18 protein-coding genes are annotated in these 22,368 nt (G+C 39.3%); 10 read left to right on the top strand and 8 right to left on the bottom strand.

Translation table 11 applies throughout. The annotated features are described in order from the left end of the window. The 3 genes from H6G28_RS34200 to H6G28_RS34190 form a co-directional block, all read right to left on the bottom strand. The coding region (locus H6G28_RS34200; RefSeq protein ID WP_190677547.1) for a hypothetical protein at window positions 1-245 on the bottom strand (245 nt) is incomplete at its 3' end. 12 nt (window positions 246-257) lie between these two features. Next, window positions 258-452, bottom strand: a complete 195-nt coding sequence (locus H6G28_RS34195) for a hypothetical protein (protein ID WP_190594731.1) — start codon at window positions 450-452, stop codon at window positions 258-260. Between the two features lie 62 nt (window positions 453-514). Beyond that, the gene (locus tag H6G28_RS34190; protein ID WP_190594730.1) at window positions 515-1,459 is read right to left on the bottom strand and encodes a hypothetical protein; all 945 of its coding nucleotides are present in this window, start codon (window positions 1,457-1,459) and stop codon (window positions 515-517) included. 258 nt (window positions 1,460-1,717) lie between these two features. Here H6G28_RS34190 and H6G28_RS34185 point away from each other — a divergent pair, with 258 nt between their 5' ends. The 4 genes from H6G28_RS34185 (at window position 1,718) to H6G28_RS34170 (ending at window position 7,977) form a co-directional block, all read left to right on the top strand. After that, window positions 1,718-1,972 carry a hypothetical protein gene (locus H6G28_RS34185; protein WP_190594729.1) on the top strand — a complete coding sequence of 85 codons (255 nt, stop codon included), beginning with the start codon at window positions 1,718-1,720 and terminating at the stop codon, window positions 1,970-1,972. A 495-nt stretch (window positions 1,973-2,467) separates the two neighbouring features. Beyond that, window positions 2,468-2,944 carry a GNAT family N-acetyltransferase gene (locus H6G28_RS34180; RefSeq protein ID WP_190594728.1) on the top strand — a complete coding sequence of 159 codons (477 nt, stop codon included), beginning with the start codon at window positions 2,468-2,470 and terminating at the stop codon, window positions 2,942-2,944. A gap of 84 nt (window positions 2,945-3,028) precedes the next feature. Beyond that, window positions 3,029-5,488, top strand: a complete 2,460-nt coding sequence (locus tag H6G28_RS34175; RefSeq protein WP_190594727.1) for a two-partner secretion domain-containing protein — start codon at window positions 3,029-3,031, stop codon at window positions 5,486-5,488. Then, window positions 5,485-7,977 carry a CHAT domain-containing protein gene (locus H6G28_RS34170; protein WP_199331730.1) on the top strand — a complete coding sequence of 831 codons (2,493 nt, stop codon included), beginning with the start codon at window positions 5,485-5,487 and terminating at the stop codon, window positions 7,975-7,977. Before H6G28_RS34175 ends, H6G28_RS34170 begins: the two co-directional genes overlap by 4 nt. Here H6G28_RS34170 and H6G28_RS34165 read toward each other — a convergent pair. The 3 genes from H6G28_RS34165 to H6G28_RS34155 form a co-directional block, all read right to left on the bottom strand. After that, on the bottom strand, window positions 7,935-8,921 hold the full coding sequence (locus tag H6G28_RS34165; RefSeq protein ID WP_190594726.1) for a tetratricopeptide repeat protein: 987 nt from the start codon (window positions 8,919-8,921) through the stop codon (window positions 7,935-7,937). The two genes, H6G28_RS34170 and H6G28_RS34165, sit on opposite strands and share 43 nt — an antisense overlap. Before the next feature lie 111 nt (window positions 8,922-9,032). Further along, a complete protein-coding gene (locus H6G28_RS34160) occupies window positions 9,033-10,862 on the bottom strand; it encodes a protein kinase domain-containing protein (RefSeq protein WP_190594725.1) in 1,830 nt (609 codons plus the stop codon). A gap of 35 nt (window positions 10,863-10,897) precedes the next feature. Next, a complete protein-coding gene (locus H6G28_RS34155) occupies window positions 10,898-12,286 on the bottom strand; it encodes an ATP-binding protein (protein ID WP_190594724.1) in 1,389 nt (462 codons plus the stop codon). Window positions 12,287-13,612: 1,326 nt separating this feature from the next. Between H6G28_RS34155 and H6G28_RS34150 the strand changes: the two genes are divergently transcribed. Together H6G28_RS34150 and H6G28_RS34145 are read left to right on the top strand one after the other, a co-directional pair. After that, complete coding sequence (locus H6G28_RS34150) at window positions 13,613-14,167, top strand: hypothetical protein (protein WP_190594723.1); 555 nt, start codon at window positions 13,613-13,615, stop codon at window positions 14,165-14,167. Then, window positions 14,167-17,709 (top strand): plasmid replication protein, CyRepA1 family, encoded by a 3,543-nt coding sequence (locus tag H6G28_RS34145; protein ID WP_190594722.1) that lies wholly within the window; start codon window positions 14,167-14,169, stop codon window positions 17,707-17,709. The genes H6G28_RS34150 and H6G28_RS34145 overlap by 1 nt, the downstream gene beginning before the upstream one ends. Window positions 17,710-17,821: 112 nt before the next feature. Here the strand turns inward: H6G28_RS34145 and H6G28_RS34140 are convergent, their stop codons facing one another. Then, a complete protein-coding gene (locus H6G28_RS34140) occupies window positions 17,822-18,484 on the bottom strand; it encodes a tyrosine-type recombinase/integrase (RefSeq protein WP_190594721.1) in 663 nt (220 codons plus the stop codon). 36 nt (window positions 18,485-18,520) lie between these two features. Next, on the bottom strand, window positions 18,521-19,447 hold the full coding sequence (locus tag H6G28_RS34135) for a tyrosine-type recombinase/integrase (protein WP_190677545.1): 927 nt from the start codon (window positions 19,445-19,447) through the stop codon (window positions 18,521-18,523). A gap of 708 nt (window positions 19,448-20,155) precedes the next feature. Here H6G28_RS34135 and H6G28_RS34130 point away from each other — a divergent pair. From H6G28_RS34130 to H6G28_RS34115, 4 genes are all read left to right on the top strand, one after another. After that, entirely contained in the window at window positions 20,156-20,467 is a 312-nt protein-coding gene (locus H6G28_RS34130) for a hypothetical protein (RefSeq protein ID WP_190677542.1), read from the top strand. A gap of 3 nt (window positions 20,468-20,470) precedes the next feature. Next, the gene (locus tag H6G28_RS34125) at window positions 20,471-20,668 is read left to right on the top strand and encodes a hypothetical protein (protein ID WP_190677540.1); all 198 of its coding nucleotides are present in this window, start codon (window positions 20,471-20,473) and stop codon (window positions 20,666-20,668) included. 141 nt (window positions 20,669-20,809) lie between these two features. Next, window positions 20,810-21,454, top strand: coding sequence for a hypothetical protein (locus H6G28_RS34120; RefSeq protein ID WP_190677538.1), 645 nt, complete (start codon window positions 20,810-20,812; stop codon window positions 21,452-21,454). Between the two features lie 70 nt (window positions 21,455-21,524). Next, a complete protein-coding gene (locus H6G28_RS34115) occupies window positions 21,525-21,944 on the top strand; it encodes a hypothetical protein (protein ID WP_190677536.1) in 420 nt (139 codons plus the stop codon). The last annotated feature ends 424 nt before the right edge of the window (window positions 21,945-22,368 follow it).

Genomic DNA, 22,368 nt, shown 5'->3' with positions numbered 1-22,368 from the left:
TCTTCCCTTGTCTCAAAATCACCTTCATAGTCAATAACAATTGGATCGTCTTGACAACTGCCATAAGTTTGTTCAAAAAATCCTGGTGGCCATCCTAATTCTTCGGGTGTTTTTGGGGCGGTGGATGTTTCTATCTGTTGATAAATCACCACAACTTCCATTTCTTGGTCTGTGATGCCAACAGGAATCTCAAGGTGCAAAATCCCGTCAGCCCCAACGTGAGAACATAACTTAATACTCTGCATTACTGTTTTCTCCTAGTTCTTGGTTGACTGAAAATTGTGCGCTGTTTTATCTATGATGCCGTATTCTTTTTCAATCACACCCAACAGCCTTTCTTCCACAACCGTCAAATACGGTCGCCTCAACTTGCCCAATCTCCCACTCTCCCGCAACCGCCAAATGCGATCGCACAAGCGGCTTTCCCAACGACTGCAACAGATTGTGGGCATTAGTCAAGAAATTTTTGGATTTTGACTGGAGCGATCGCTTGACTCCAGCAACTTATTCAGTATCACTTCTTCTGCTTCCCATCAAGTCCATACTCCCGTTCCACCGCCACCAACAGCTTCGCTTGCAACGAAGACAAATACGGCTTCGCCTGTTTCCCCAACCCTTGCAACAGCCAGTCCACAGCCGGGTCATGGTCTGCCACTTGTTGCAATCGCCGCAATCGCATACATAACTGTTGCATTGATTTACAGTCATCATCTAGCAGTTCTAACGATTTTAGGTGTTCAATTTTGACTGTGTATTCCCCGTCCCAAGTTTGAACAGTGCAACTGTAATCGCCAACGTGAGTGATGACACCCCAGCAACCGCCTTTGCCTCGTAAGTCTGGATTTTCTTTGGGTACAAGAACGCAGATTTCGCCAATTCGGAAGGGATTCGGTACTTTGGTGCGTTCTCGAATTTTATCTACAACACTTTGGACTATGCGGCCAGATGGGGTTTTTCCGCCAGCTTCTTGGACTGCTTGTTTCCATACTTTCTGCTGTTCTTGGGGTTCTAGATGAATCATCGGTCGCACTTGTCGTTCGTTAGTCGGCAAAATGTGATCCATTGGATCACATTTTTCTTTCAGGTTATCAAACACTACTGCCGCATCCATTAACAAATAAGGTTGTCGCCGGCTATACCCAAAGCGATCGCGGCAATACTCCTCAAATGTTTTGTGCGTCGAACGATAAAGCCGACGATCACGCAACTCCCTCAAAGCTTTCCCTGCTTCGTAAAATGCGTGTTCGACCTTACGTTCCAAGTTCAAGCGATCGCCTTGTTCATCTGCTGTTAACTCTTCTGAAGTAACGGCAGATGTTACCTCCACCGCCGTTACTTCAACAGCCTTCACCTCAATGGTTTCTAAATGCTGGTCATCCTGCTGTTGAATTTTAGGAGCAGGCTTTGGTTTGGCTGAAGCTTGGGCTGTGGTCTTTTTGCGAGAAGAAGAGTTGGTCATTGTTCCACTTCCAGGCTAAAGATGGTGGAACAAGTTTTTGGTTGTGTCATGATGAGAATAGTCTTTTATACAATTCCCCAACCCGTTCAAAAGGGCTGGGGTTTTTCATTGGCTGCTTCTATCTTTGCATTTGTTATTGGCCACGTCATTCATCGACCAAACTTACTACCCTGTTATCACTACTTGTTTGGTACTACCATAATCACTCACTATAGATGGAATATTTAATTAATCCCAGCCTTTTACACCTGAACAAACATGAACCCCATTATCAAAAAACCAGAGTTCCGCGCTCTCAAAAAGTCTGTTGCGCCACAGCCAGCCACCGAAAAACTTTCTCCAGTTGAGCTTGTCGTTGAAGATCCCATTGTTGAGCAGCCAGCACAAGAAGTCACTCACACAGTCGCCGAGGAGCTTTCGATCTATGCTCCGCTTTTTCAGTCTGTGGGTAACTCCGGGTGGCAGGTTTCGGAAATTTGGCGGGATTTGCGGGTTGATGGGTTTTGTGATTGATAATCTATCTTTAGATAGTTGCAATAATTAACGCATATATCATGTATTTCAGTAGTCTACTTTAGCTGACTACTGATTTGTTTTAGGTTTCTACTGAGGTTGGAGAAGTTTGTAGCACTGACATAACCTGATGGTAAGATAAAGTTTTTACCTTCTGGTTTTTAAATAAAAAACATCTAACTTTTGGCATATTTTTAATTAGGTATACACTAGATTTTTCTATCCAAAGGTAGATTGATTAATTGTTTACTTAAGAATTTTAAAAGTAAAAAATAATTAAACTTAACTTTAGTATTAAAATCAAGATTTTCGATTGTCAAACTTTGCCACATTTGAGAATATACTTAAAATAGTTAGAAATTGTCTGATGTTTTTTAAGTTTTCATTTATCTCTACATTATGTATATTGTCAGTTTCTCAATTATCTACAAGTAAGTTATATTATTATGTTTATCTTGCTCCAATTATTTTTTGCTAATTTATATTTTGTATTCAATGACAAAGACTAATTTATATTTTCAAAACCAGTATGTTATTAGAAAAGCCAAATCTTGCGATATCGGGTTGATTATATTTTTAATTTTCAAAGCTAGACTTGATCCTACTCAAATGAGGTGGCAGCAATTTTTAGTAATTGAATATCATGGACGTTTGATAGCATTTGGACAAATACGAAATTATTATATTGCACAAGAACTAGGTAGCTTATACGTAGCTCCAAATTTTAGAAATCAAGGTTTAGGAAGTTTTTTAGTTGAAAATTTAGTTAATGAAGCAATCCAACCTCTCTATTTAAAATGTGTCAAACGAGAATTAATAGAATTCTATATAAAATGTGGTTTTACACCCGTTCTTTTTGAAGAATTGCCATGCCCTCTTAAATTTAAGTTTCGCTTATCTCACTTCCGGAATAGATTTTTTAATGCTTCCGTAATATTTATGAAATATGCAAAAAACAAAGGCTGTTTGTAAAAAAATTAATTAGCTGCAAAAAATAAATATTTTAATAAGTTATTACATGACTCTAACTTGTAAAGAATTAAGCTCTTGTAAACTATGCTTTATCTTAAATACAATTTATTTTTTTTAAAAGTAATTATTACTTTAGGTTGTCTTATACTAAATGACCTAACTTGTTATTCTCAAATCATTCCAGACAGCACATTACCAAATAACACAAGTATAAAAATCAACAACAATACTATATTTATAGAAAATGGAACAAAATTAGGAGAAAATTTGTTTCATAGCTTTAAAGATTTTTCTGTTTCTAATAGGAGCCAAGCTTATTTTAACAATTCGCTAGATGTTAAGAATATTATAAGTCGAGTCACTGGTAGTTCTGTTTCTAATATTGATGGACTAATTCGTGCTAACGGTACAGCAAACATATTTTTAATCAATCCTAACGGAGTTATTTTTGGACAAAATGCCCAGCTAAATATTGGTGGTTCCTTTATTGGTAGTACTGCAAACAGTATCAAGTTTGCAGATGGCTTTGAGTTCACAGCTAATAAACACCAAGCTACACCAATACTGACCATAAGCTCACCTATCGGACTGCTATTTGGAAGTAACCCTAAAGCAATTAATGTCGAAGGAACAGGACACGATTTAACTGGTTCACGATTCTCCCCAGTATTGGGACGAAGTAGCTCAACAGGTTTACAAGTTCAGCCAACAAGGACAATAGCATTGGTTGGAGGGAATTTAATTTTAAATGGTGGCAAGATAATAGCTGAAGGCGGGAGGGTTGAACTAGGTAGTGTAGGAAATCACAGTTTGGTTAACTTGACACAAACATCCTCTGGTTGGAACTTGTCTTATGATAATACAGTTTCTTTTCAGGATATTCAACTTTTAAAACGCTCTCTAGTTGATACTAGTGGTATTATTAGCGGCTCTATATACTTACAAGGGCAAAACATCACACTTACTGATGGCTCTGTCATTTTAATTCAGAATCAAGGATCAATAGCAGGAGGAACAATTAACATACATGCTTCTAACTCTTTAGACATAAATGGTACTGATCCAATCGCTAGAATTGCTGGTAGTTTACGAAATGAGACTTTAGGACTCGGTAAAGCTGGAGATTCAACAATATCAACTCGAACGTTAATTCTTCGGGATGGAGGACAAATAAATTCCTTAACATTTAGTTCTGCCAACAGTGGTGATGTAGTCGTAAAGGCTTCTGATTCTGTGAATGTAGTTGGAGTTTCACCTCGCAATTCTGCTCTTTTTAGCCTTATTAGCTCTGGAACATTTAGTTCGGGAGATTCTGGCAACATTGTAATATCAGCACAACGACTAATTGCCACAGGTGGTGGTGCAATAGGAGCCTCGACCTTTGGATCTGGTAGAGGAGGAGATTTGACAATAAATGCAACTGACGTAATGGTTGAGGGTTATGCACCAGATACCTTTCAGCCAAGTGTTTTATCTGCTACAGCTTTCAATACTGGTAATGCGGGTAATTTAGAAATCAATACAGCGAGCTTGTTAGTTCAAGAAGGCGGTAGAACTGATTCTTCTACTTTTGCAAGCGGCGATAGTGGGAGCATTACTATCAATGCCTCCAAATCCATAAATATAGATGCAACACTTAATTCCTTAAATCCGTCGCTAGTGATTTCATCAGCCAAGGTTGAGTCTCAAGTCTTGCGAAATTTATTTAGGCTTCCTCCTGTTCCTTCAGGAAACTCAGGAAATATTATTATTAATACACCTGTTTTAAATGTTACTGGCAACGCTTTAATTACCGTCCGCAACGAAGGCATTGGCAATGCGGGAAACATCAATATCAATGCAAACAGAATCAACATTTCCAATGGTGGAGGTATCAGTGCCACCACCGCGATCGCCGAAGGTGGAAATATTGGCATTGAGTCAAAGCTCGTTCAACTAAATAATGGCAATATCTCTGCCACGGCTGGCCAACAAGGTACGAATGGCAACGGCGGCAACATCAGAATCAATGCTGATGTCATCGCTGGTTTCAATAACAGCCGCATCACAGCAGATGCTTTTCAGGGCAGAGGTGGCAATATTAGAATTAACACCCAAGGACTGTTTCTATCTCCTAACAGTCTGGTTACAGCATCTTCGCAACAAGGCATTGATGGTAATGTTGAAACAAATGTCTCCCGAACTCAATCACCCCTGGTTAATGCTCAACTAGAATTACCTAAATCAACCCCAGAAATAGCATCAGTTTGCCCAGGAAAGGCTGGTGCAGAAAATAGATTTGTCATAACTGGTAAAGGTGGTTTACCATCTAGCCCATTAGAATCTGCATATATAAATCCTACTTGGCAACCTAGAGTTTCAAACACTGCCTCAACTATCAATAATTTAGACGAACCAAAGTTATCAACTACCAAAATCATTCCCGCCCAAGGTTGGCAATTTAATAATGACGGCACAGTAACCTTAGTTGCCCAAGCTAACACAACAGTTAATACCGCTTTTTCTGAGCCAACCTGTCATACTAAAATTTCAGTAACTCAATGATTAAACTTCGTCGTTTATTTAAGTACCTATTAATAGGTGCGTTAGGGTTATTAATTAGTGTTAGCCAATCATTTGTAATATCAGGGTTTGCTGTGACTCCAGAAATGCAACAAAGTCAAGCACAATTCTTGATAAGTAAAGGTAATGAACAATTAGATTTAGGGCAAGCAACAGAAGCACTTGATAGTTTCAAGAAAGCAACTATAATTTATCAAAAACTAAAATCTCAGGAAGACATTATCGGAAGTTTAATTAATCAAAATATAGCTTTGCAAGCTCTAGGTATGTATCCTCGTGCTTGCAAGACACTTCTAGAAGCCATCAATTCTGTTACCCAAAGCTGGATTTGTGAACCACAACAGCCAAACGATTCTATTAATAATCGTTTTGACATAGTTGAACGCCTCAATTCCCAACCAATTTACTTGTTAGCATTGCATAATTTGGGGGATGTACTGCGTCAGTTGGGCAAACTATCAGAATCAAAAATAGTTTTACAAAAAATTTTAGAGTCTGCCCAGCAATCACCAATTTTTGATAATAATAATGTTTTGCTTTCTTTAGGGATTACAGAACAGGCTTACTATAACCAATTGAGAAATAAATATTCGGAAATAGAAGAGCCTGATTTTCAAGATAAGTTAAGTGATTTTCTTATAGATTCTGCCTTAAGCTCTCTCAAAATATTTCAACAAATAAATGTTAATAAAACAGCCAGCATTTCTTTAAAGTTACAATCACAATTAAACAGTGTAAAACTTTTAATAGATTTCTCACAATGGCTAAAAGTAGCAGTTAAATCAAAAAATCAACGGTTGGTAGAAACCCAAACTCAAATTCAGCCGCAACTTCAATCATTAATCAAGCTAATAATACAAAATATTGCATTATTTAATGAATTACCTGCCAATCAATCAATTCATTTTCAAATAAACTTCGCTAATAGTTTAGCTCAAATATCAGACGAGCAGTTACATACTACCGCTATTGAAGTTGCCCAATCAGCCTTTGAATTAGCTAAACATATAAATCACCAAAGAATGCAATCTTATAGTTTAGGAGTTTTAGGTAGATTAGAACCGAAAAAAGCTGAATATCTTTGGTTACAAGCTCTTAGTATTGCACAATCGATTCAAGATTTAGAACTCGCTTATCAATGGCAAAAAGAATTAGGTATTTTCTATAATAACTATAAGCAATATGAAAAAGCTCTTCATTTTTATGAAGCCACAATTAAAAGCTATCAACGAATTCGAGATGAACTAGGGACAATAAATGCAGATTTGCAATTTTCGCTTCAAGAGACTGTTGAACCTATATATCGAAATTATATGCGATTGTTGTTGAACGGTCAGTTTCCTAATTTAAGGTTAATTCAACAAACAGATGACCAACTTCAACTAACACAACTAGAAAATTTTCTTCAGTGCAGAAAGCTAGATTTAATCTCTTTAGATAAAGTTAAGATATCTAGTAATACTACATTAATTAAAATCATTAACCTTAATGATTTAGTATTAATTATTGTTCAATCTCCTAATCATTCCCTTCATCATTACGTTACTAGTTCAAAGCTGGTTCAATCTCATGTCAACAATCTGTTGTTGAGTCTACAAGACGAGAGATTAGCTGCTATTGAAAAAGACATTATCATTTCCGAATCTCAAGCCCTTTACCAGTTGCTGTTTGCACCTATCAAAAAATATTTGCCTTCATCAGGAACACTGGTATTTAGTTTGGACACTTCTTTTCAGAGTATACCTTTGGTATTGCTGCACGATGGACAGGATTATTTAATCAAGCACTATAGTATGGCAGTAACTCTAGGCTCAAAAATTCGACCTTTAAAAGCTTTGTCTAACCAAGAGCTAAAAGCTTTAATTGCCGGACTTTCTAAAGTTAGCCCAAGCTTCTATGCCCCAAATGCACCCGAAGGTTTGCAAGCCTTGCTAGAGGTGGAACAAGAAGTAGCTGAAATTAATCAAAAAACTAAATCTTCAACTAAGTTGCTGAATGAAAAGTTTACTAGCAAAAGATTACAGCAAGAACTGACAACAGCAAATTTCCCGATTGTTCACCTAACAACCCACGGTCAATTTAGTTCTGATCCTCAACGCACAGTCTTGTTAGCCTGGGACAAGCCTATCGATATTCAACAATTTAATGGTTGGCTAAAAACTCAACAAAATCAAGACCCGATTGAGTTATTGGTTCTCAGTGCTTGTCAAACGGCTAAAGGCAACAAAAGAGCAGCATTAGGGATTGCAGGTGTAGCGGCACAGGCCGGAGCCAGAAGTACAGTTGCGACCTTATGGCAAGTAGATGCTGTCTCCACTGTTCAACTGATGAGGGTTTTTTATCAAAGTTTAAAAAATGGCATTCCGAAAGCCGAAGCACTTAGACTTGCACAGTTAAGTTTGCTGAACGATCCCAAATATAATCACCCCTACTTTTGGTCAGGTTTTATACTAGTGGGCGGCTGGCTTTGAGTTTCTTTTAGCACTCTTAAGTGTTCCTTAGCAGTTTCTAACTCTCTAGCATTGCCACTACTTTGCGCTAATTCAATCGCTTTTTGGTATGCAGTTTCTGCTTCTTGTGGTAGCCATGCTTCCAAGTAGCGATCGCCTAATACTCGATAAAGAGTTGGGTTTTGACTACCGGCTGCTACTCTTTCATTCATAGTTTCGATTGTCTGGTGTAATAGACTCTTTTCCATATACACAGCATCTAGGTCGAGTAAAGCCGCTTCATCTGGTGATAAGCCCAGTTCTTTCACTTTTTTGATTTTTTCTAAAGTGTCCTGTGCGTCACTTTGTGAAAGCATATATACCACTGAGGGTATCGAACTAGTTGTTTGTTGTGGTTTTCTGGCAAGTACAGTAATTTTGTAAACGATGCCATACTGAAACTCTGCTTGGTCTTGTGGATACGGTAAGGTGGTGTTCTTCGTCTCTAACTGCCAATCAAGATTGTAGCCTGTGACATAAACTTTATAGCTGGTTGCTCCTTTTACTGGATACCAAGACAATACAGGTCTTTGGCGAAGTAATACACTGCCATAAGGACTCAGGATGATTGGCTCATTTCCAACTTCGCCAGGGCCTTTAAATTTTGGACAATCTTGTGGAGTTTGGAATGTACATCTTTTCTTGCTTCCTGGAGTTGCTTGCCTACACTTATCAGGTGCATCCGATATCGAACCACTTGCTAGTTGCATTATTCTCCCATTCAAAAAACATAAAACCTCAACTTTACCTCCAATTCTTTTGGGATTAATACGATCTCCTGGGCAAAGTAAACTGCCTTTGGGTAAATAGCGATCTCCCTCGTTGTAAATTCTCGCTATTGAATTAGTACAAGAATCCTTTGCCATTGGTTGAGGTTGACCCATTGCTACGGAACAATTTAGAGTCATCAATACTAATGAAACCATTGAAACTCTAGCCTTGACAAATTTTTGGGTGAGTAATCCCAGGAACATTAATTTTCTCGTTTAGCTACCTTCAACTGTTAGCTTACATGAACTCAAGAACAACTTTTATGTTTAAGGAGAAGACTTCGGTATGACTTTTCCTAAAGTACGATCTAAAAATTGTTGTCGCCATTGCTGAACCTCTGGCAAACTCGACTGAGCTAATAAACACGCCTCCCATGAAAGTCGTGCATCTTGAGCCGCATTATTTTTTTCTTGCACTTGTGCTAGTAAGCAATAAGTATCTGTTCTTGGGTATAATTGTCTTGAGTTTTCTAAATATTTTTTAGCTTGAACATAATTCTTTTGCTCTAATTCCGCCCAACCCCAAGTTTTATATAAAGCTGCTTGCAATTCAGTTTCTTGAGTTTTCTTTAATCCCTGTACAACTAAAGCAATCGCTTTATCATATTTCCCTTCTATAACTTGTAATCTTGCTAAATTACTAATTGCATATATCGCTTCTTCACTGCTTTCTATTGCTAACTGATATTGCTCAATAGCCAATTTATATTCACCGTTATTATCATAAAAACTTCCTAATCCATAGTGTCCTGTCCATGAATTAGGTTTCAGCTTAAATAATACTTGATAGTTCTTCTCTACACAATCAATATCATGTAGTTGCTGACATAATAATGCTAAGTTATTATAAGCTACATCATTTTTTGGATTATATTTAATCGCTAATTCATAATACTTTCTAGAGTCAGTTAAAGGAATATTTCTTCTATCTGCTTGTTCTAAATAATATTGCGAGATTGCTTGCCTTGTATTAGGTTTCAGTTTTACTGCTAATTGAAATTGATTCTCAGCTTCCGATAACCTGTTTTCTTTTTGAGCTTTCTTTCCTTGCTCTAAGTAATGATTTGCTACTAACGGTAATGATAGATAGCTTATACCCAACAAGCTTAATATAAATAAAATACTGGCACTAAGTTTAAATATTGGTGTTTTGACAATTCGATAGATTTTGGATTGGATCTCCAAATTATCTAATCTTTGCAATATAAATTTAGCTGCTGCCGGACGCTTCCCTGGGGCTGGAGCCATCATATCATCCAACAAGTCAGCTAAAGGTTTCTCAATTTGTGGGGCTTTATTTCTCCAGATCAACCTTGTTGTTTCTTGATCTGTTGGCAAGTTAGTTAATCCTATCCCTGTTACTAAGTATGCAAAAGTCCTTCCCAAGGCATAGAAATCTGATTGTGGCACTGCCTGACCGTTTATCTGCTCCAAAGGTGTGTATCCAGCACTGTAAAGTACGGTAATTTCATAATTTCCACCCAATCCTATATCGTTTCCACCCACTCCACTGACTTTCGCTAAATAAGTATTTGTTACTTCTCTTACTCCGCCAAAGTCAACTAGAACCAACTGTCCATTCGGTTGCAAAATTATGTTAGAAGGTTTAATATCTCGATGAAAATATCCTGTTCTATGCACTTCATCAATAATTTCTACTAGCTGCTTCAACCAACCTATTGCTAGTTCTTGAGAGATTTTCCCGTTTTCTTCTACCCATTCCTCTAAATTCTGCCCTTCAATGAACTGCATTACTAAACAATGCAGTTCAAGAGTGCTATTATTGGGGGTCACACTAATTACATCATCTACCACTCTAGGAATCCCTGGATGAGCAAATAATTGCAGGGTCAGCGTTTCTCGCTCCAGCAACTCAACTGCTTTAGGATCTGAAGACTTTAAAACTTTCATTACCTTGCGCTTACCATTCTCTTCCGCCTCAAAAATTTCCGTATTATGGCGAGAGTCTAAAGAGCACAATGGTTTCATTAGACGAAATCGTTCATCTATTAGTAATTCTGTTCCACAATTTAAACACTTTTGAACATCGTCTGGATTTTGGCGATGTTTACAACTAGGATTGATACAGTAAGCCACACATTTAACTTTCTTTTATTTTTGTATTATACTGATTAAATTATTGAAAATTTCCCTTGCTTCTGATGGCAATATGTATAAATATATTTCTTAATTACAGGCTGTATATATAACATTAACTCCTCTTGATTATTTAGTATTTGTTCAACTAAAAAGCGTTCAATCAAAGCATTGATAGCATCAATAAAATCAGATGTACTTACTCTTATTCCCTTTGTTTTTAACAAACTTAACAATTCGGTATTTGAAATTAAATCAATCTGTTTATTTTCCATTTCTTCAACTAACGAAATTACAATTTCTTTTTCTAAAATTGTTAGTCTCCCTATACCTTTAAAGTAATCGTCTAAGTTCTCTTTTATAATATCATCTAATAAAACTGTATTCAAAGCAAGAAAATCTTCTACACTATTATTAAAAAATAGTTTTATTTTACTTGCAACAATATTTAAAACTAAAGGGTTTCCATGATATATTTGTACTAATTCTCCCCATTTATGTTCATCTTTTAATCCTTTATCGCGCAAAATTTCAAATGCGTCTCTACGCAATCCTTCAATTTTCAGCACAACAGCAGATTGCCCCTTATTTTGTAAACGTGTAATATCAACAAATGGTTTTCTGCTAATTAATACTAAAGAACTTTGATGTTGTGCTTCTACAATTCTTCTAAAGAATGTTCCATACTCTATATATTCATCTCCATAAGGATTAGGACTTTTATTTCTATCTCCTTGTAGTAAAGCCTCTGCTGAATCTAAAATTATTAAATAAGGTTTTAATCTTAATCGCTCAATTAATAGCGTTATTTTGTCTTCACTACTTTTAGGGATATCAAAATTTTGATTTTCTAGTTCCGATATTAATTTAAGAAATTCAGTAACTAAACTAGACAAAGAGGGGCTGTAGCCAATAGATTTCCAAATAAAACCATTGAAATAACAATCTTGAATATCCAAAGCTTGAAGTAACTTAACTACTAATGCGCTCTTGCCAATTCCTGCTTCTCCTATAACTGCCACGCATTTTTCCCGAATGACTAACTCTTGCAGCATTGCTAATTCTGGACTTCTACCATAAAATTTAGCGACTTCCGGGGGATTACCTCCTAAAATATCTAAAAATTTAAAATCAGACTTAGTATTACTAAGCTTGTTATGGTTTTGTTGTTCTACAATCGCCTTAAGCTTCTTTTTTGTAACTTTTTCCCCATTTCCTAAAATTCCTGTCAATAATACCCACAAGCTTGGAGCTACACGACGCTGTAATATCTCAAATCCATAGGGGCTATTATCTGCTATCTCTTTGTACTCTAGGTCTAACCAAGCTGCCTTAATAACAATTTTTTCCGGTTCTTCTAGCCATCTTCCTTGCTTTGCATACACCAATTCATTTATAAATCTAATCGCTTCTTTAACTTCCATAACTTATCTCTATGTATTTGATTTCAAATAAAAGTTTGAACTTTTATTTAATAAACCTTAATTATTCTCCATTTGGAGACTGGTAGTATCTATTTTTCCTGGAATAAGACTTTCTTTACTTGGAATATCTTATGTAGCATATAATACTCTGCAAATTGCCAATTCTTTCTTTTGATAAGCTTACTTAGCCAATATATGTAAAAATAATTGCTCATGTTAATTGTTTATTAATAAGTGTAACTTTTTGCAGCAACAACCTGTTTGATTAATCGTATTTGCCTGTAGATTTTTCTAGCCAGAATTGTTAATGTATCTCTATACTGCCAAGTTTAAGCCTAAAAGTTTGAACTTGAATAGGTGTATATGATACTATTCTTGATTAGTAGGATATCAAGCAATCAGCTATATGTAATCAAACCTAAGCACACAAGCAAAATCTGGAGGTGAGATAAAAATTAAAAAACAAAATGTAATAATTAGCTGTGCTTGATCAAAAAATCAAAAATATTCCTAGAGCGAAGAAATACTATTTTGTCGAGTTCTTTGACAGCCTCAAGAGTTTTTGCGTCAAGGGGTTTATGTATGAAAAATTCCAATAGATTTCTTGCTGAAGAGAGTTATAGCGATTTAATCAAAAGTAACTAACTGCCTTACTTAGGATGCCTTGAGAAAAGCTTTCAACGAATAGGGCAAACTTTACAAAAATTCATCAAACCGGAGGTAACGGGAGTAAACAATCAAAATCTTGCTAGATGCGAAAATACGCGAAGTTTTGTAAGATCGAGCTTGTCGATGCGTCTAACCAGAAGTGGAGGAAAACAAGGCACATATAAAAATGTAGGCAAAACGTACTAAGGAGTATCGCTTTGCCTGAAGTTGAACAACAAAATATTCTATTTTTAGAGCGGGGTTGATCAGGATATGACGTAGAAAGTGGGGAATAGTTTGGTCGCTGTTATCCACTAACTTGTCAAAAGATGCCCACGCTGCTTTACTTATGCCATTATAGAACAAAGGTATACGTGAAGCTAGTTTCTGCTGAACGTTTTTGGCATTTTGGCAAAAAATTTATATTTCTTTTAAGTAAATTTTTGTAAAGAGCAGCGTAGTCAAGATCAATCTAGAGTTCAGAAACCAGAGCCAGATTTGCTCATGGGTCTATTTTCATTGCAAGACTATCACTTCTTGAAATTTAGGACATAGACACACGAAGTGCGATCGCACATATAGTAGCGATCAAAGTTTTAGTAATTCTGGCTGACTGAGTTTTAATTCTGGATAACCCCCCTCTGAACCTTGTAAATGAAACAGTGAGGGGAATCTATCATGAAAAATTGCGATCGCCCAATACAAGAGGGGATCAGGGTGAGACTGTCAGGAGTGGTAACTGTACCATACGCAGACAGCCAGAATGGGCAATGGAAAGAAATACTGATAAGTTCGTTTTTAGAAACGCGGTTTAAAAATGTTTTAGCCAGAACCACAGTATTACAAAGAGTGGATTGGTTCTGGCATCAAGAAAATAGTATGCACCTGTGCAAGGAAGCAGTTGCGCTGGCTGCCGAGAACACAAATGACTATCGGCAGATATTGATTAAACAGAATCATCTAGCCAGTACCCTGCCAGATTTAGATCCTGTTGCAGAAGTGTTGCTATTAGTTGCACCCTGGCAAGATTTTGTGTTTGGCACAGTCATAGAAACTGGGGAAATGTTCAGTACCCACATCTTGTTTACTCAACAGAAGCAGTACAACAGGGGTGCTACTGTGCAAGAGTGCTGGAGGCAGAACTCACAAACAAATTTCTCCATAGCCAAGCCCAACTCCAATGCCGTCAAGCCAAGTTCACTCTCTCTTGCTGGGATTGGGGGCTACATTTAATGAGCCAATCCCCAATTGAATATCCCAACAATCTCACCGCAGCGGAGTATCATGAACTGACGGTGGGAAGTGCCATTCATCCGGCACTAATTGAGCGCAACTTCTTCCATATTGAGGGAGAAACAGTTTACGATTATCTATTCATCTCCCCTACACTCCCCAGAAAAAACGCTGGGCGAGTGACGGATGGGCTGTTGAAGTTATATCTGCATTTAATGGCAGGGGGAATGTGGATTGCTTCACTTGACCCGTACAACGACTGGAAACCAATGGAGTGGGGGCGCATCAAGCCGACAAACCCTCGCATTGATTGGCTTAAAGGTAAGTCGGTTAAGTATGAGTCGCCCCCAAAAGTCCCCAACCGTGTCACTTATTTTGATATTGCCGATTGTATTTGGAAGCGGGTAGCGCGGCGGTACAACATTAAACGCTATGATTCACCGTTAGCCCGACGCTTACAAGATAGGTACAACTTGCTCCGGTTCTGGGAATGGGTAATCTCTCATCCAGAAATCCCGATTATTCTCTGCGAGGGCGAGAAGAAGGCGGCCTGTTTGCTAAGTTTGGGGTTTGTGGCGATCGCACTGCCAGGGATTTGGAACGGACGAGTAGGTAAAAAGGATTTCGATGAAAGGCTGCATCCGGATCTACTACCACTGGCACAACCTGGGCGGAAATTCCAGATCCTGTTTGACTACGAGACGAAACTGAAAACTCGTTGGTCGGTCTACCAAGCAACTGTAAGGACTGGTAAAGCGATTGAGGCTGTTGGCTGTGTTTGCGAAGTTGCACTACTGTCAGGGCCGGAGAAAGGCGTTGATGATTTTGTGGTTGCTAGAGGTGAGGATGCTAACGCACTACTGACGGCAATTATAGATGATGCTCACTCATTGAAGGATTACCAGCAATCGTTCCTCATCAAGCACCGGGGACTGAGAAAGTATAGACCAGATGCGCTGATCAATACAAAATATTTGACCCAAGCAGTTGCAGTTCAGGATAAAGCCGCAACTAACCCACCAGCGCATACAGTATGTGTCTCACGAACAGAACAACAACCGGAAGCAATGGATTTTCCAAAGCCCTCACCACCAGAGGAAATCCCCCCAGGTCATCGCGGAAAAATTCGCTACAAACTCAAAAAATTGAGACAGAATAAACAACCCAAAAGTATTGTCTTCCCACTCACTGGGTTAGTGGTACTGATTTCTGATATGGGAACAGGTAAAACCGAGTTAATGCGTTGGTGGCGAGATGCTCACCCAGATCAACGATTTCTCAACAACGGGCATCGGGTGAATCTGCTGAAAAACTTGGCAGAGCGTTTGAAAACCTTGATGTATTCTGACCTTGGTTATGCTGGCATGGCTACTGCACAGGCATTGAGCATCACCATCGACAGTTTATATAAGTTAAACACCCAAGCCCTAGCTTATGGCTGCATTTTCATTGACGAAACTTGCCAATACCTGACACACCTACTGCATAGTAATACTTGTAAGGAACACCGCGCCCTGATATTGTCCGTATTAGAACATATTGTTTACAATGCGCCTTTAGTTGTCATCGCTGACGCTCACATGGACGACATCACCATCGACTTTTTCCTGTCCATGCGACCCGTTGGGGAGCAACCATACATTATCAAAAATGAATGGAAGAATGGAGAGCGCACCATCTATTGGTATGAGGGGATGGATTCTTCCGCGTTGGTGGCGCAAATCTCGGCGGCAATCATGATGAGTCAAAAACTCATGGTGGTGTCTGACTCAAAGCGGTTCATCAAAAAACTGGAACGGATGTTCACTGTACGTATTGAACCATCATCTGCGCCTTCTCACCCACACACGAACCAAACTACACCATTGAGAATTTGGTCGATTCATTCAGATAATAGTGGTTCTGAAGAAAACGTAGCATTTATCAAAGACATTACCAACGCTGTCAAGAATATAGATGTACTTCTAACTTCGCCTAGTCTGGGTACTGGTGTTGACATCTCACAATATCATTTTGATTTAGTATTCGGTGTATTTCATGCCGTGAGCCAAACTGCCACCGAATGCGCTCAACAGCTGTGGCGTTATCGTCCCAAAGTGCCAATTCATGTGTGGGTGGCTCCTACTCCACCCTTCGGCTACAAAGAAACCAACCCTACCAAAATTAAGGAACGGCTACTTCAAACCAATGAAATTACTGCTTTTTTAATCAAAATCGACCGTGAAACAGGTAAGCGTGGGGTTGAGAAAGACTGGGCATTAGACGCTTACTGTCAAATTCAAGCTTCTCGTCACCAATCCATCAATAATTTACGTGCTGATCTGAGATCGCTGTTGTCCGATATGGGCAATACTATCGTACCTACCGGAGATCATCTTGATGTTGAGGCTTGGGAATCCTTAAAATATGCGGCTGACGCTCTAGATGCTGCTCATCATCAGTCTGTCGCCAAAGCCAATACCATCTCCAGAAGTGAGTACCGCGCACGGCAAAGTAAAGATTATCTTTCTCCCGATGAGGCTTACGAGTGTGAGAAGTTCCGTATTTGGGATTCCTACGGTATGGAAGTCACTGAATCTCTAGTCGAGAAAGATAACGGCGGTAAATTAATCAGTGCGATCGCATCTTTGGAGGCTATTTTAGCTTCATCCCAAGAGACAATCCTGGATTCTCGAACTAACCAACAATACCCCGCACCACCAGAATTTGTTAGTGCCAAAGACTTAGCAGAAAGAAACAAACTACCTTTCTGCATGGATTGGAGTAATTATTCCGCCAAATGGTTAGCTCGTTTCAACTTAGGACTACATGACATTCTCAAAAGATTAGTCACCGGAGAAGAAATTACATCTGCCGACGAACAACTATTACTTATGACCCGCAGAGCTAAAGAGTGCGCTGCTCACATTAAAGCAATTTTGGGGTTTACTATCCCAAGTGATTGCCAACCAATTTGGTTGTTGGCCACTTTAGTCGCGCAGTTGGGGCTAAGTTTAGATTTTCGTAAACAAGGAAAACGTGGACAACAAGTAAAATTGTTCTTTCTGTCTAAATCAGAACTAAATTTTGCATTACAAGTTATCGCTCACCGTCAGAAACAACGGGCTGATTACATCCAAACCCAGCCCTTGCAAGGGTTAGACCTGAGTTCACCCTCCGTATCCACCCCCCTGACAAATGGTATAGGAAACTCCCTTGTTGAGGGGGTAGATACTACAGCTTCTAAAGAAGTAGGGGGGCTTCGGTGCAGGGGGGCAGAAGGGCAAGAATCTTTCACCCCTGCGCCCCATCACCCCTGCGCCCCTGCCTCTGAATGCGATCGCACCGCCCTACTTCATTGTGTAGAAATGCTTCGCTCTGGTATTGCTCTAGGATTTGATGCTATCAAAGGAATTCTCAAGCGGTGGACGACTGATTGGCGATGGGAAGTGGTGCTGGAATTGGATGAGATCGCACCGGATGAATTGCAGGCTCTAGCTCTTGCATTTCCACAGTTTTATGACTGGCTTTCTGAGGCGGTGCTGCCAGTGGAGGGGGGCTGAATTATTATCAAAGCTAACGGCTTACTATTACAATTTATTACCTTTTTTCTCAGCAATATTACGTTGACTGTACTGTTTCCCCTTGCAAATTTATTTTTTGAATAAAATGAGGTTAATGCCTTTGCTGATCCGATTTTTTGACCACTTCGACTTTCCCAGTTTTCTCGAAGTCGTTTTCTTCAACCGGGGCAAGCAGTGATAACGATGATACCGCTCCTAATATTTGTTCTTCTTTTACCTCCAAATACTTGTAAAGCTCATCCAAGGTGCGATGTCCAGAAATTTCCTGAATTACTCTTAAGGGAATTCCGGCATTACTCATGGTTGTGAGTGCTGTGCGACGAAAACTATGTGAGCTTACGCCCTCAATTCCTGTTCGTTGACAAGCTACTCTCACTATCCACAGTGCCGAATCTCGGTGCAGGTGGCTACCCGCTCTGGAGTGGTCTGGATTTCCCGGAAATAGCCACAGTGAATCATCTCGCGGTTGATATGCTTGTAGCCTGATTCGCAACTCTTGAATTACAGGTATGGCGCGGGTAGCCAGTTTATTTTTTGTATTCCCTTTGCGAAAAGTGATTTTATTTCTGACTTTTCCTCTGGAGTCATACACATCGCGCTTGAGCAGGGTCACTGCTTCCGAAGCTCGACAAGCGGTGTAAAGCATCACGGCAAATAACGCTTTGTCTCGTAGTGAGTCTACTCCCTGCGAGAACAGAAGTTGAATTTCTTCTGGTGTGAGGATTTTGGCTCTGCCGTGCCGATCAATCTTCAACTTGCCTCTTTAATTACCACCCCCGTTGTTTTCTGATTATCCCAGTCTAGGGGGACAAGAGCGATCCTCTGTGCGAAGGTTATAGCGTGCAGTGAGAGCAGGGGTTGAAAGTCCAGCTAAACTCTGTACAGTTACAATATCAACACCAGCATTTAACAAATCCCAAATGAACGTATGCCGCAGATCGTGAGGCGAGAATGGTTTGATACCAGCTTGTTCACCCCGCTTGTGTAAAATAAATAACACTGCCTGGGGCGTAAGCCGTTTGTGAACTACACGCCCAGATTTATTGACTTGACATAGCAAGGGGCCGGGTGTGCGAGTTCGGATTTCAATCCAATCATTAACGATAGCGATCGCGCTTGGAGATAAATAAACAATCCGATCAACTCTTGGGTGACTGGAGTGGAGTTTGATGTCTCCAGAATGTGCCAAATCTTTTAGCTCCAGACCAACCACTTCACTCCGTCGCAGACCAGCACCGCGAAGGAAAGCGATGAGTGCAGCGTCTCTAAAACCTGCTGGGGTGAGATCGCTAAAGCAAGTCTGCATTAAAGCATCAAGCTCATCTTGACTAAGCACCCTTCCGCTTAATTCTTTTGGCACTTTGACACTCTTGATGTCAACAGCACGGGCATAATCAATCGGGTGAATCAGCCCGGAGTGTAGAGCTTGTTTCAAAACGCCCCTTAAGGCGCATAGTATTCGGTTAACTGTTGCTGGCTCGTACTTTTGGATGAGTGCGGTGCGGAGAGCTAGGGTGTGTTTGTAGCGTAATTCTGACCAATTCAAAGTCAGATGGTCAGCTTGATGCTCAGTGAGCAATTGAGCAATCAGGTTGAGCGAGTGCTTCATTGTCGGTTTCGATCCCGGACTTAGCGTCGAGAGATAAACAATTGCTGGATGTTTGGTCAAAGGTGGCGTACTCGTCAAAACCAATGAAGTAAAAGAGTTGGTAGACATTGCGGATCTAAATCTTCTAGAAAATTATATTCCGCACAGTTATATTTTGATAAGTAATCTACAGCCAAACAAGCAGGTACAGTCATACTTTGGGTACGGGGTGTGAGTATCAACGGATGCTGTTGGCGAAATAGACACTTGATATGTAAAGATATATCAAGCGATTGCTGAGGTTTCTTCTTTAAAAATACTTGGGCTGCGAACGCAGCACGTCATTTTAGCTCCACAACTGAGGAATGTCTGTCTAGTCAAAAAGACGCGCACCTGGCTATGTAAATTAACGTGCAGAGCGATTTCTATATTTCTGAGGCAGGATTACACGTTCTAGCCCTAACCTGTAGTGCGGTTGATTATCTATATTGGTATTGATGTGACGAATGACACTCATTGAAGCGTTCGCGTAAGATAGATTTTTAGAAATACCCATAAAGTAATAATGATAAAATTAAATATCTATTTAGTTAGGCATTTTTAAAAGTGAGAACTAGCTATAGCAATCCTAAATCATTTGTGAAATTCTCTTTCTTTTCTTTCTTTGTGTCCTTTGCGGTTCGTTAAAAAGAATACTTTTTCACAACTCAGATAGGATTGCTATAGTAAAAGTTGATAATTTACGTGATATTCTTGAAGAAGTATACAAGCTGTCAACACGAGCTTGTAACCGGAAATACTTATATTAATAAAAGTGATAAAATCTAACTTTTGATTATGTGCATAGATGAAACGATAGCCACTGATATTAAGGCAGCCTTAGCTAGGGTAGCTTACTATTTAGATGACTTTGGTAGCCATCTAAGTCATTTAGATTATTCTATTGAAAATCTAGAAGATTTAAAAGAAGAATTTGCAGAGGGAACGGATCAAGATTCAATTGATACTTACTTGTATGCTGTGTTGTCCCGGATAAAGTCTACAAGAAATCAACTAACAAAAGATATCGAAACTATTAAAAGTTGTTTATCTTATTTTGTTGAATCATCCAGTAAGATCCCTGAATTTACTTACAAAGACAAAATCTAAGTTATGCAAATATTTTCTGGAAACTTAATGGCACAAATTAGAAAAGCTAAAAATTACCCAGATGACACTCATATTGTGGAAATAAGATTTTTAGATAATCCAACATTTGATTTAGGACATGATTACGTTGGCAGCTTTCAAGATTGTATTAGCAATGCTGCGACAAGCTTTAAAGATTTATCTAAATTAGCTAACTGCTGAGACAAAATGGTAATTGGCTAGAAGCTCGTTGCGAGTGCGGGCGAGAAAAAGGTAATCTTTTGTGGTACTTGATAGTTTCTCAGCCGTCCGGGGAAGAGAGCATTATCGAAAATTTTGGCACTGTGCTTTGTCGCTGGAGCAATGAGCAAGCATCATAAGGTGTGGCAACAACTCAACCCACGCCAACAAACTACCCTCACCGCTATTTACCGCGCTGATCAAGCTGTAGAGTCCGCACAAAAACAAGCTTGGCACAAGGGGTTGTCCAGAGAAAAGGCTGCTGTCTGGCGTAATCTGCAATATTATTTTGAACCTACTAGTCACGAAACTTTATTGCACAGGCTGTTGAGACAAGCTGATGTTGTTGATCAAGGGCTAGGTTCAACTTTGCAGGTTTTGGAAAGACACCAGCTGATCGGATGCGATTATCGCCAGAACGAACTAATTTCAATCAAGCTCACGACAACTGGACGTGCTGTTGCCCGTGCAGGTTTGGGTGAATCAGCAGCCAAAAAGCCACCCAAGGGACAACTTAAACCCAGACAGTGGGAGGCATTAGCAAAAGCCTACCAAGCAGGTGATCAAGGAATAGACGGTGGCGGAAGTTTTGGTGATTATACTGGTTTTAGCTGGCAGTGGACTTGGTTAAGACTGCGAGATTATCCCGGAGGCGGTTTGGTTGAAGAAGTTGGTTATTGGAAGGACGGTAAGCACTCTTATAAGTTAGTTATTACTGAGGCTGGGTTTGAGTTTTACAAACAGCAATGGGAGCATTACCACACCTGATTCTTAACTTGCAGGAACGCAGCGATCGCTGATTATAAATATTAATCCTGTCACTACAATATTAATCAGTATGCGAGTCCAACGAATATCACCAGAAACCGAGATTTTACTTGTACAAATTGCAGAGAAACATTACCCACGCACACGCTTTAAAGCAATTGAACAGCTTCAGTTCACAGTAGATAGATGGGTAGAAATTGATTTCATCGCTTACTTAAGTGAATCTGCGGCCACAGCAGAAGATAAACCATTTAGCAATCCTTTTCACAATTACTACCGAAGAGACAGATTTGACTTTAACGTATCTTTTTCACTCGTGGATAATTTTTTGCTGGTGTCCGGCAATTGGCATGACGTAATTCTGACTTTGAAATATAGACCCTCTGGTTACTCATGGCTGGATGAATCTGAAAATGTCCCGCGTCCTTCTCCTCATGGAGATAAACTTGAGGCGATCGCTCAAGAAATGCACCCTTTGCTTATCAAGTAACAATCACGCTTAATCGCCTACTAGGAATAATACAGTCTCAAAACTCTTTCAGAACCTGCCTTTCAACTTGTAATTAAGAAATAGGCAATATCAAATTGCTTAAAACTGTATCTCCCCAAATTATCCAAATGTGGGTTTGCAGACAAGCGAGAATTTTTCCAACACCAGAACAAGGGTTTGAGGTACTTGAGTGCAGGAGTATGGCGATCGCCGCCCTTTCGTACTGATATTAAAGCATAATTTTATACAAGATAATTGAAGAGTAATTCTGCGTAAATATTAATCGTATTTAATATCGGACAAAAGATAAGGGTATCTTATTTTGTGTTGTAGTCTTGTATTACAATGTAACTTAAAGCATAATTATGAGCGAACAGCTTAGTTAATGGTTTCAAGCGTGGCACAACTAACCATTCAAATACCG

The organism is Nostoc sp. FACHB-190, from assembly GCF_014696905.1.
GTDB lineage: Bacteria > Cyanobacteriota > Cyanobacteriia > Cyanobacteriales > Nostocaceae > Nostoc_B.
Note: the sequence above shows the minus strand (reverse complement) of the source record. Positions and strands in the feature narration are given on the sequence as shown.

Excerpts from the sequence above, each read along its gene's own strand:
- H6G28_RS34195 (WP_190594731.1), bottom strand. The coding sequence starts at position 452 with ATGCCCACAATCTGTTGCAGTCGTTGGGAAAGCCGCTTGTGCGATCGC.
- H6G28_RS34190 (WP_190594730.1), bottom strand. The coding sequence starts at position 1,459 with ATGACCAACTCTTCTTCTCGCAAAAAGACCACAGCCCAAGCTTCAGCC.
- H6G28_RS34185 (WP_190594729.1), top strand. The coding sequence starts at position 1,718 with ATGAACCCCATTATCAAAAAACCAGAGTTCCGCGCTCTCAAAAAGTCT.
- H6G28_RS34180 (WP_190594728.1), top strand. The coding sequence starts at position 2,468 with ATGACAAAGACTAATTTATATTTTCAAAACCAGTATGTTATTAGAAAA.
- H6G28_RS34175 (WP_190594727.1), top strand. The coding sequence starts at position 3,029 with ATGCTTTATCTTAAATACAATTTATTTTTTTTAAAAGTAATTATTACT.
- H6G28_RS34170 (WP_199331730.1), top strand. The coding sequence starts at position 5,485 with ATGATTAAACTTCGTCGTTTATTTAAGTACCTATTAATAGGTGCGTTA.
- H6G28_RS34165 (WP_190594726.1), bottom strand. The coding sequence starts at position 8,921 with ATGGTTTCATTAGTATTGATGACTCTAAATTGTTCCGTAGCAATGGGT.
- H6G28_RS34155 (WP_190594724.1), bottom strand. The coding sequence starts at position 12,286 with ATGGAAGTTAAAGAAGCGATTAGATTTATAAATGAATTGGTGTATGCA.
- H6G28_RS34150 (WP_190594723.1), top strand. The coding sequence starts at position 13,613 with ATGAAAAATTGCGATCGCCCAATACAAGAGGGGATCAGGGTGAGACTG.
- H6G28_RS34145 (WP_190594722.1), top strand. The coding sequence starts at position 14,167 with ATGAGCCAATCCCCAATTGAATATCCCAACAATCTCACCGCAGCGGAG.
- H6G28_RS34135 (WP_190677545.1), bottom strand. The coding sequence starts at position 19,447 with ATGTCTACCAACTCTTTTACTTCATTGGTTTTGACGAGTACGCCACCT.
- H6G28_RS34130 (WP_190677542.1), top strand. The coding sequence starts at position 20,156 with ATGTGCATAGATGAAACGATAGCCACTGATATTAAGGCAGCCTTAGCT.
- H6G28_RS34125 (WP_190677540.1), top strand. The coding sequence starts at position 20,471 with ATGCAAATATTTTCTGGAAACTTAATGGCACAAATTAGAAAAGCTAAA.
- H6G28_RS34120 (WP_190677538.1), top strand. The coding sequence starts at position 20,810 with ATGAGCAAGCATCATAAGGTGTGGCAACAACTCAACCCACGCCAACAA.
- H6G28_RS34115 (WP_190677536.1), top strand. The coding sequence starts at position 21,525 with ATGCGAGTCCAACGAATATCACCAGAAACCGAGATTTTACTTGTACAA.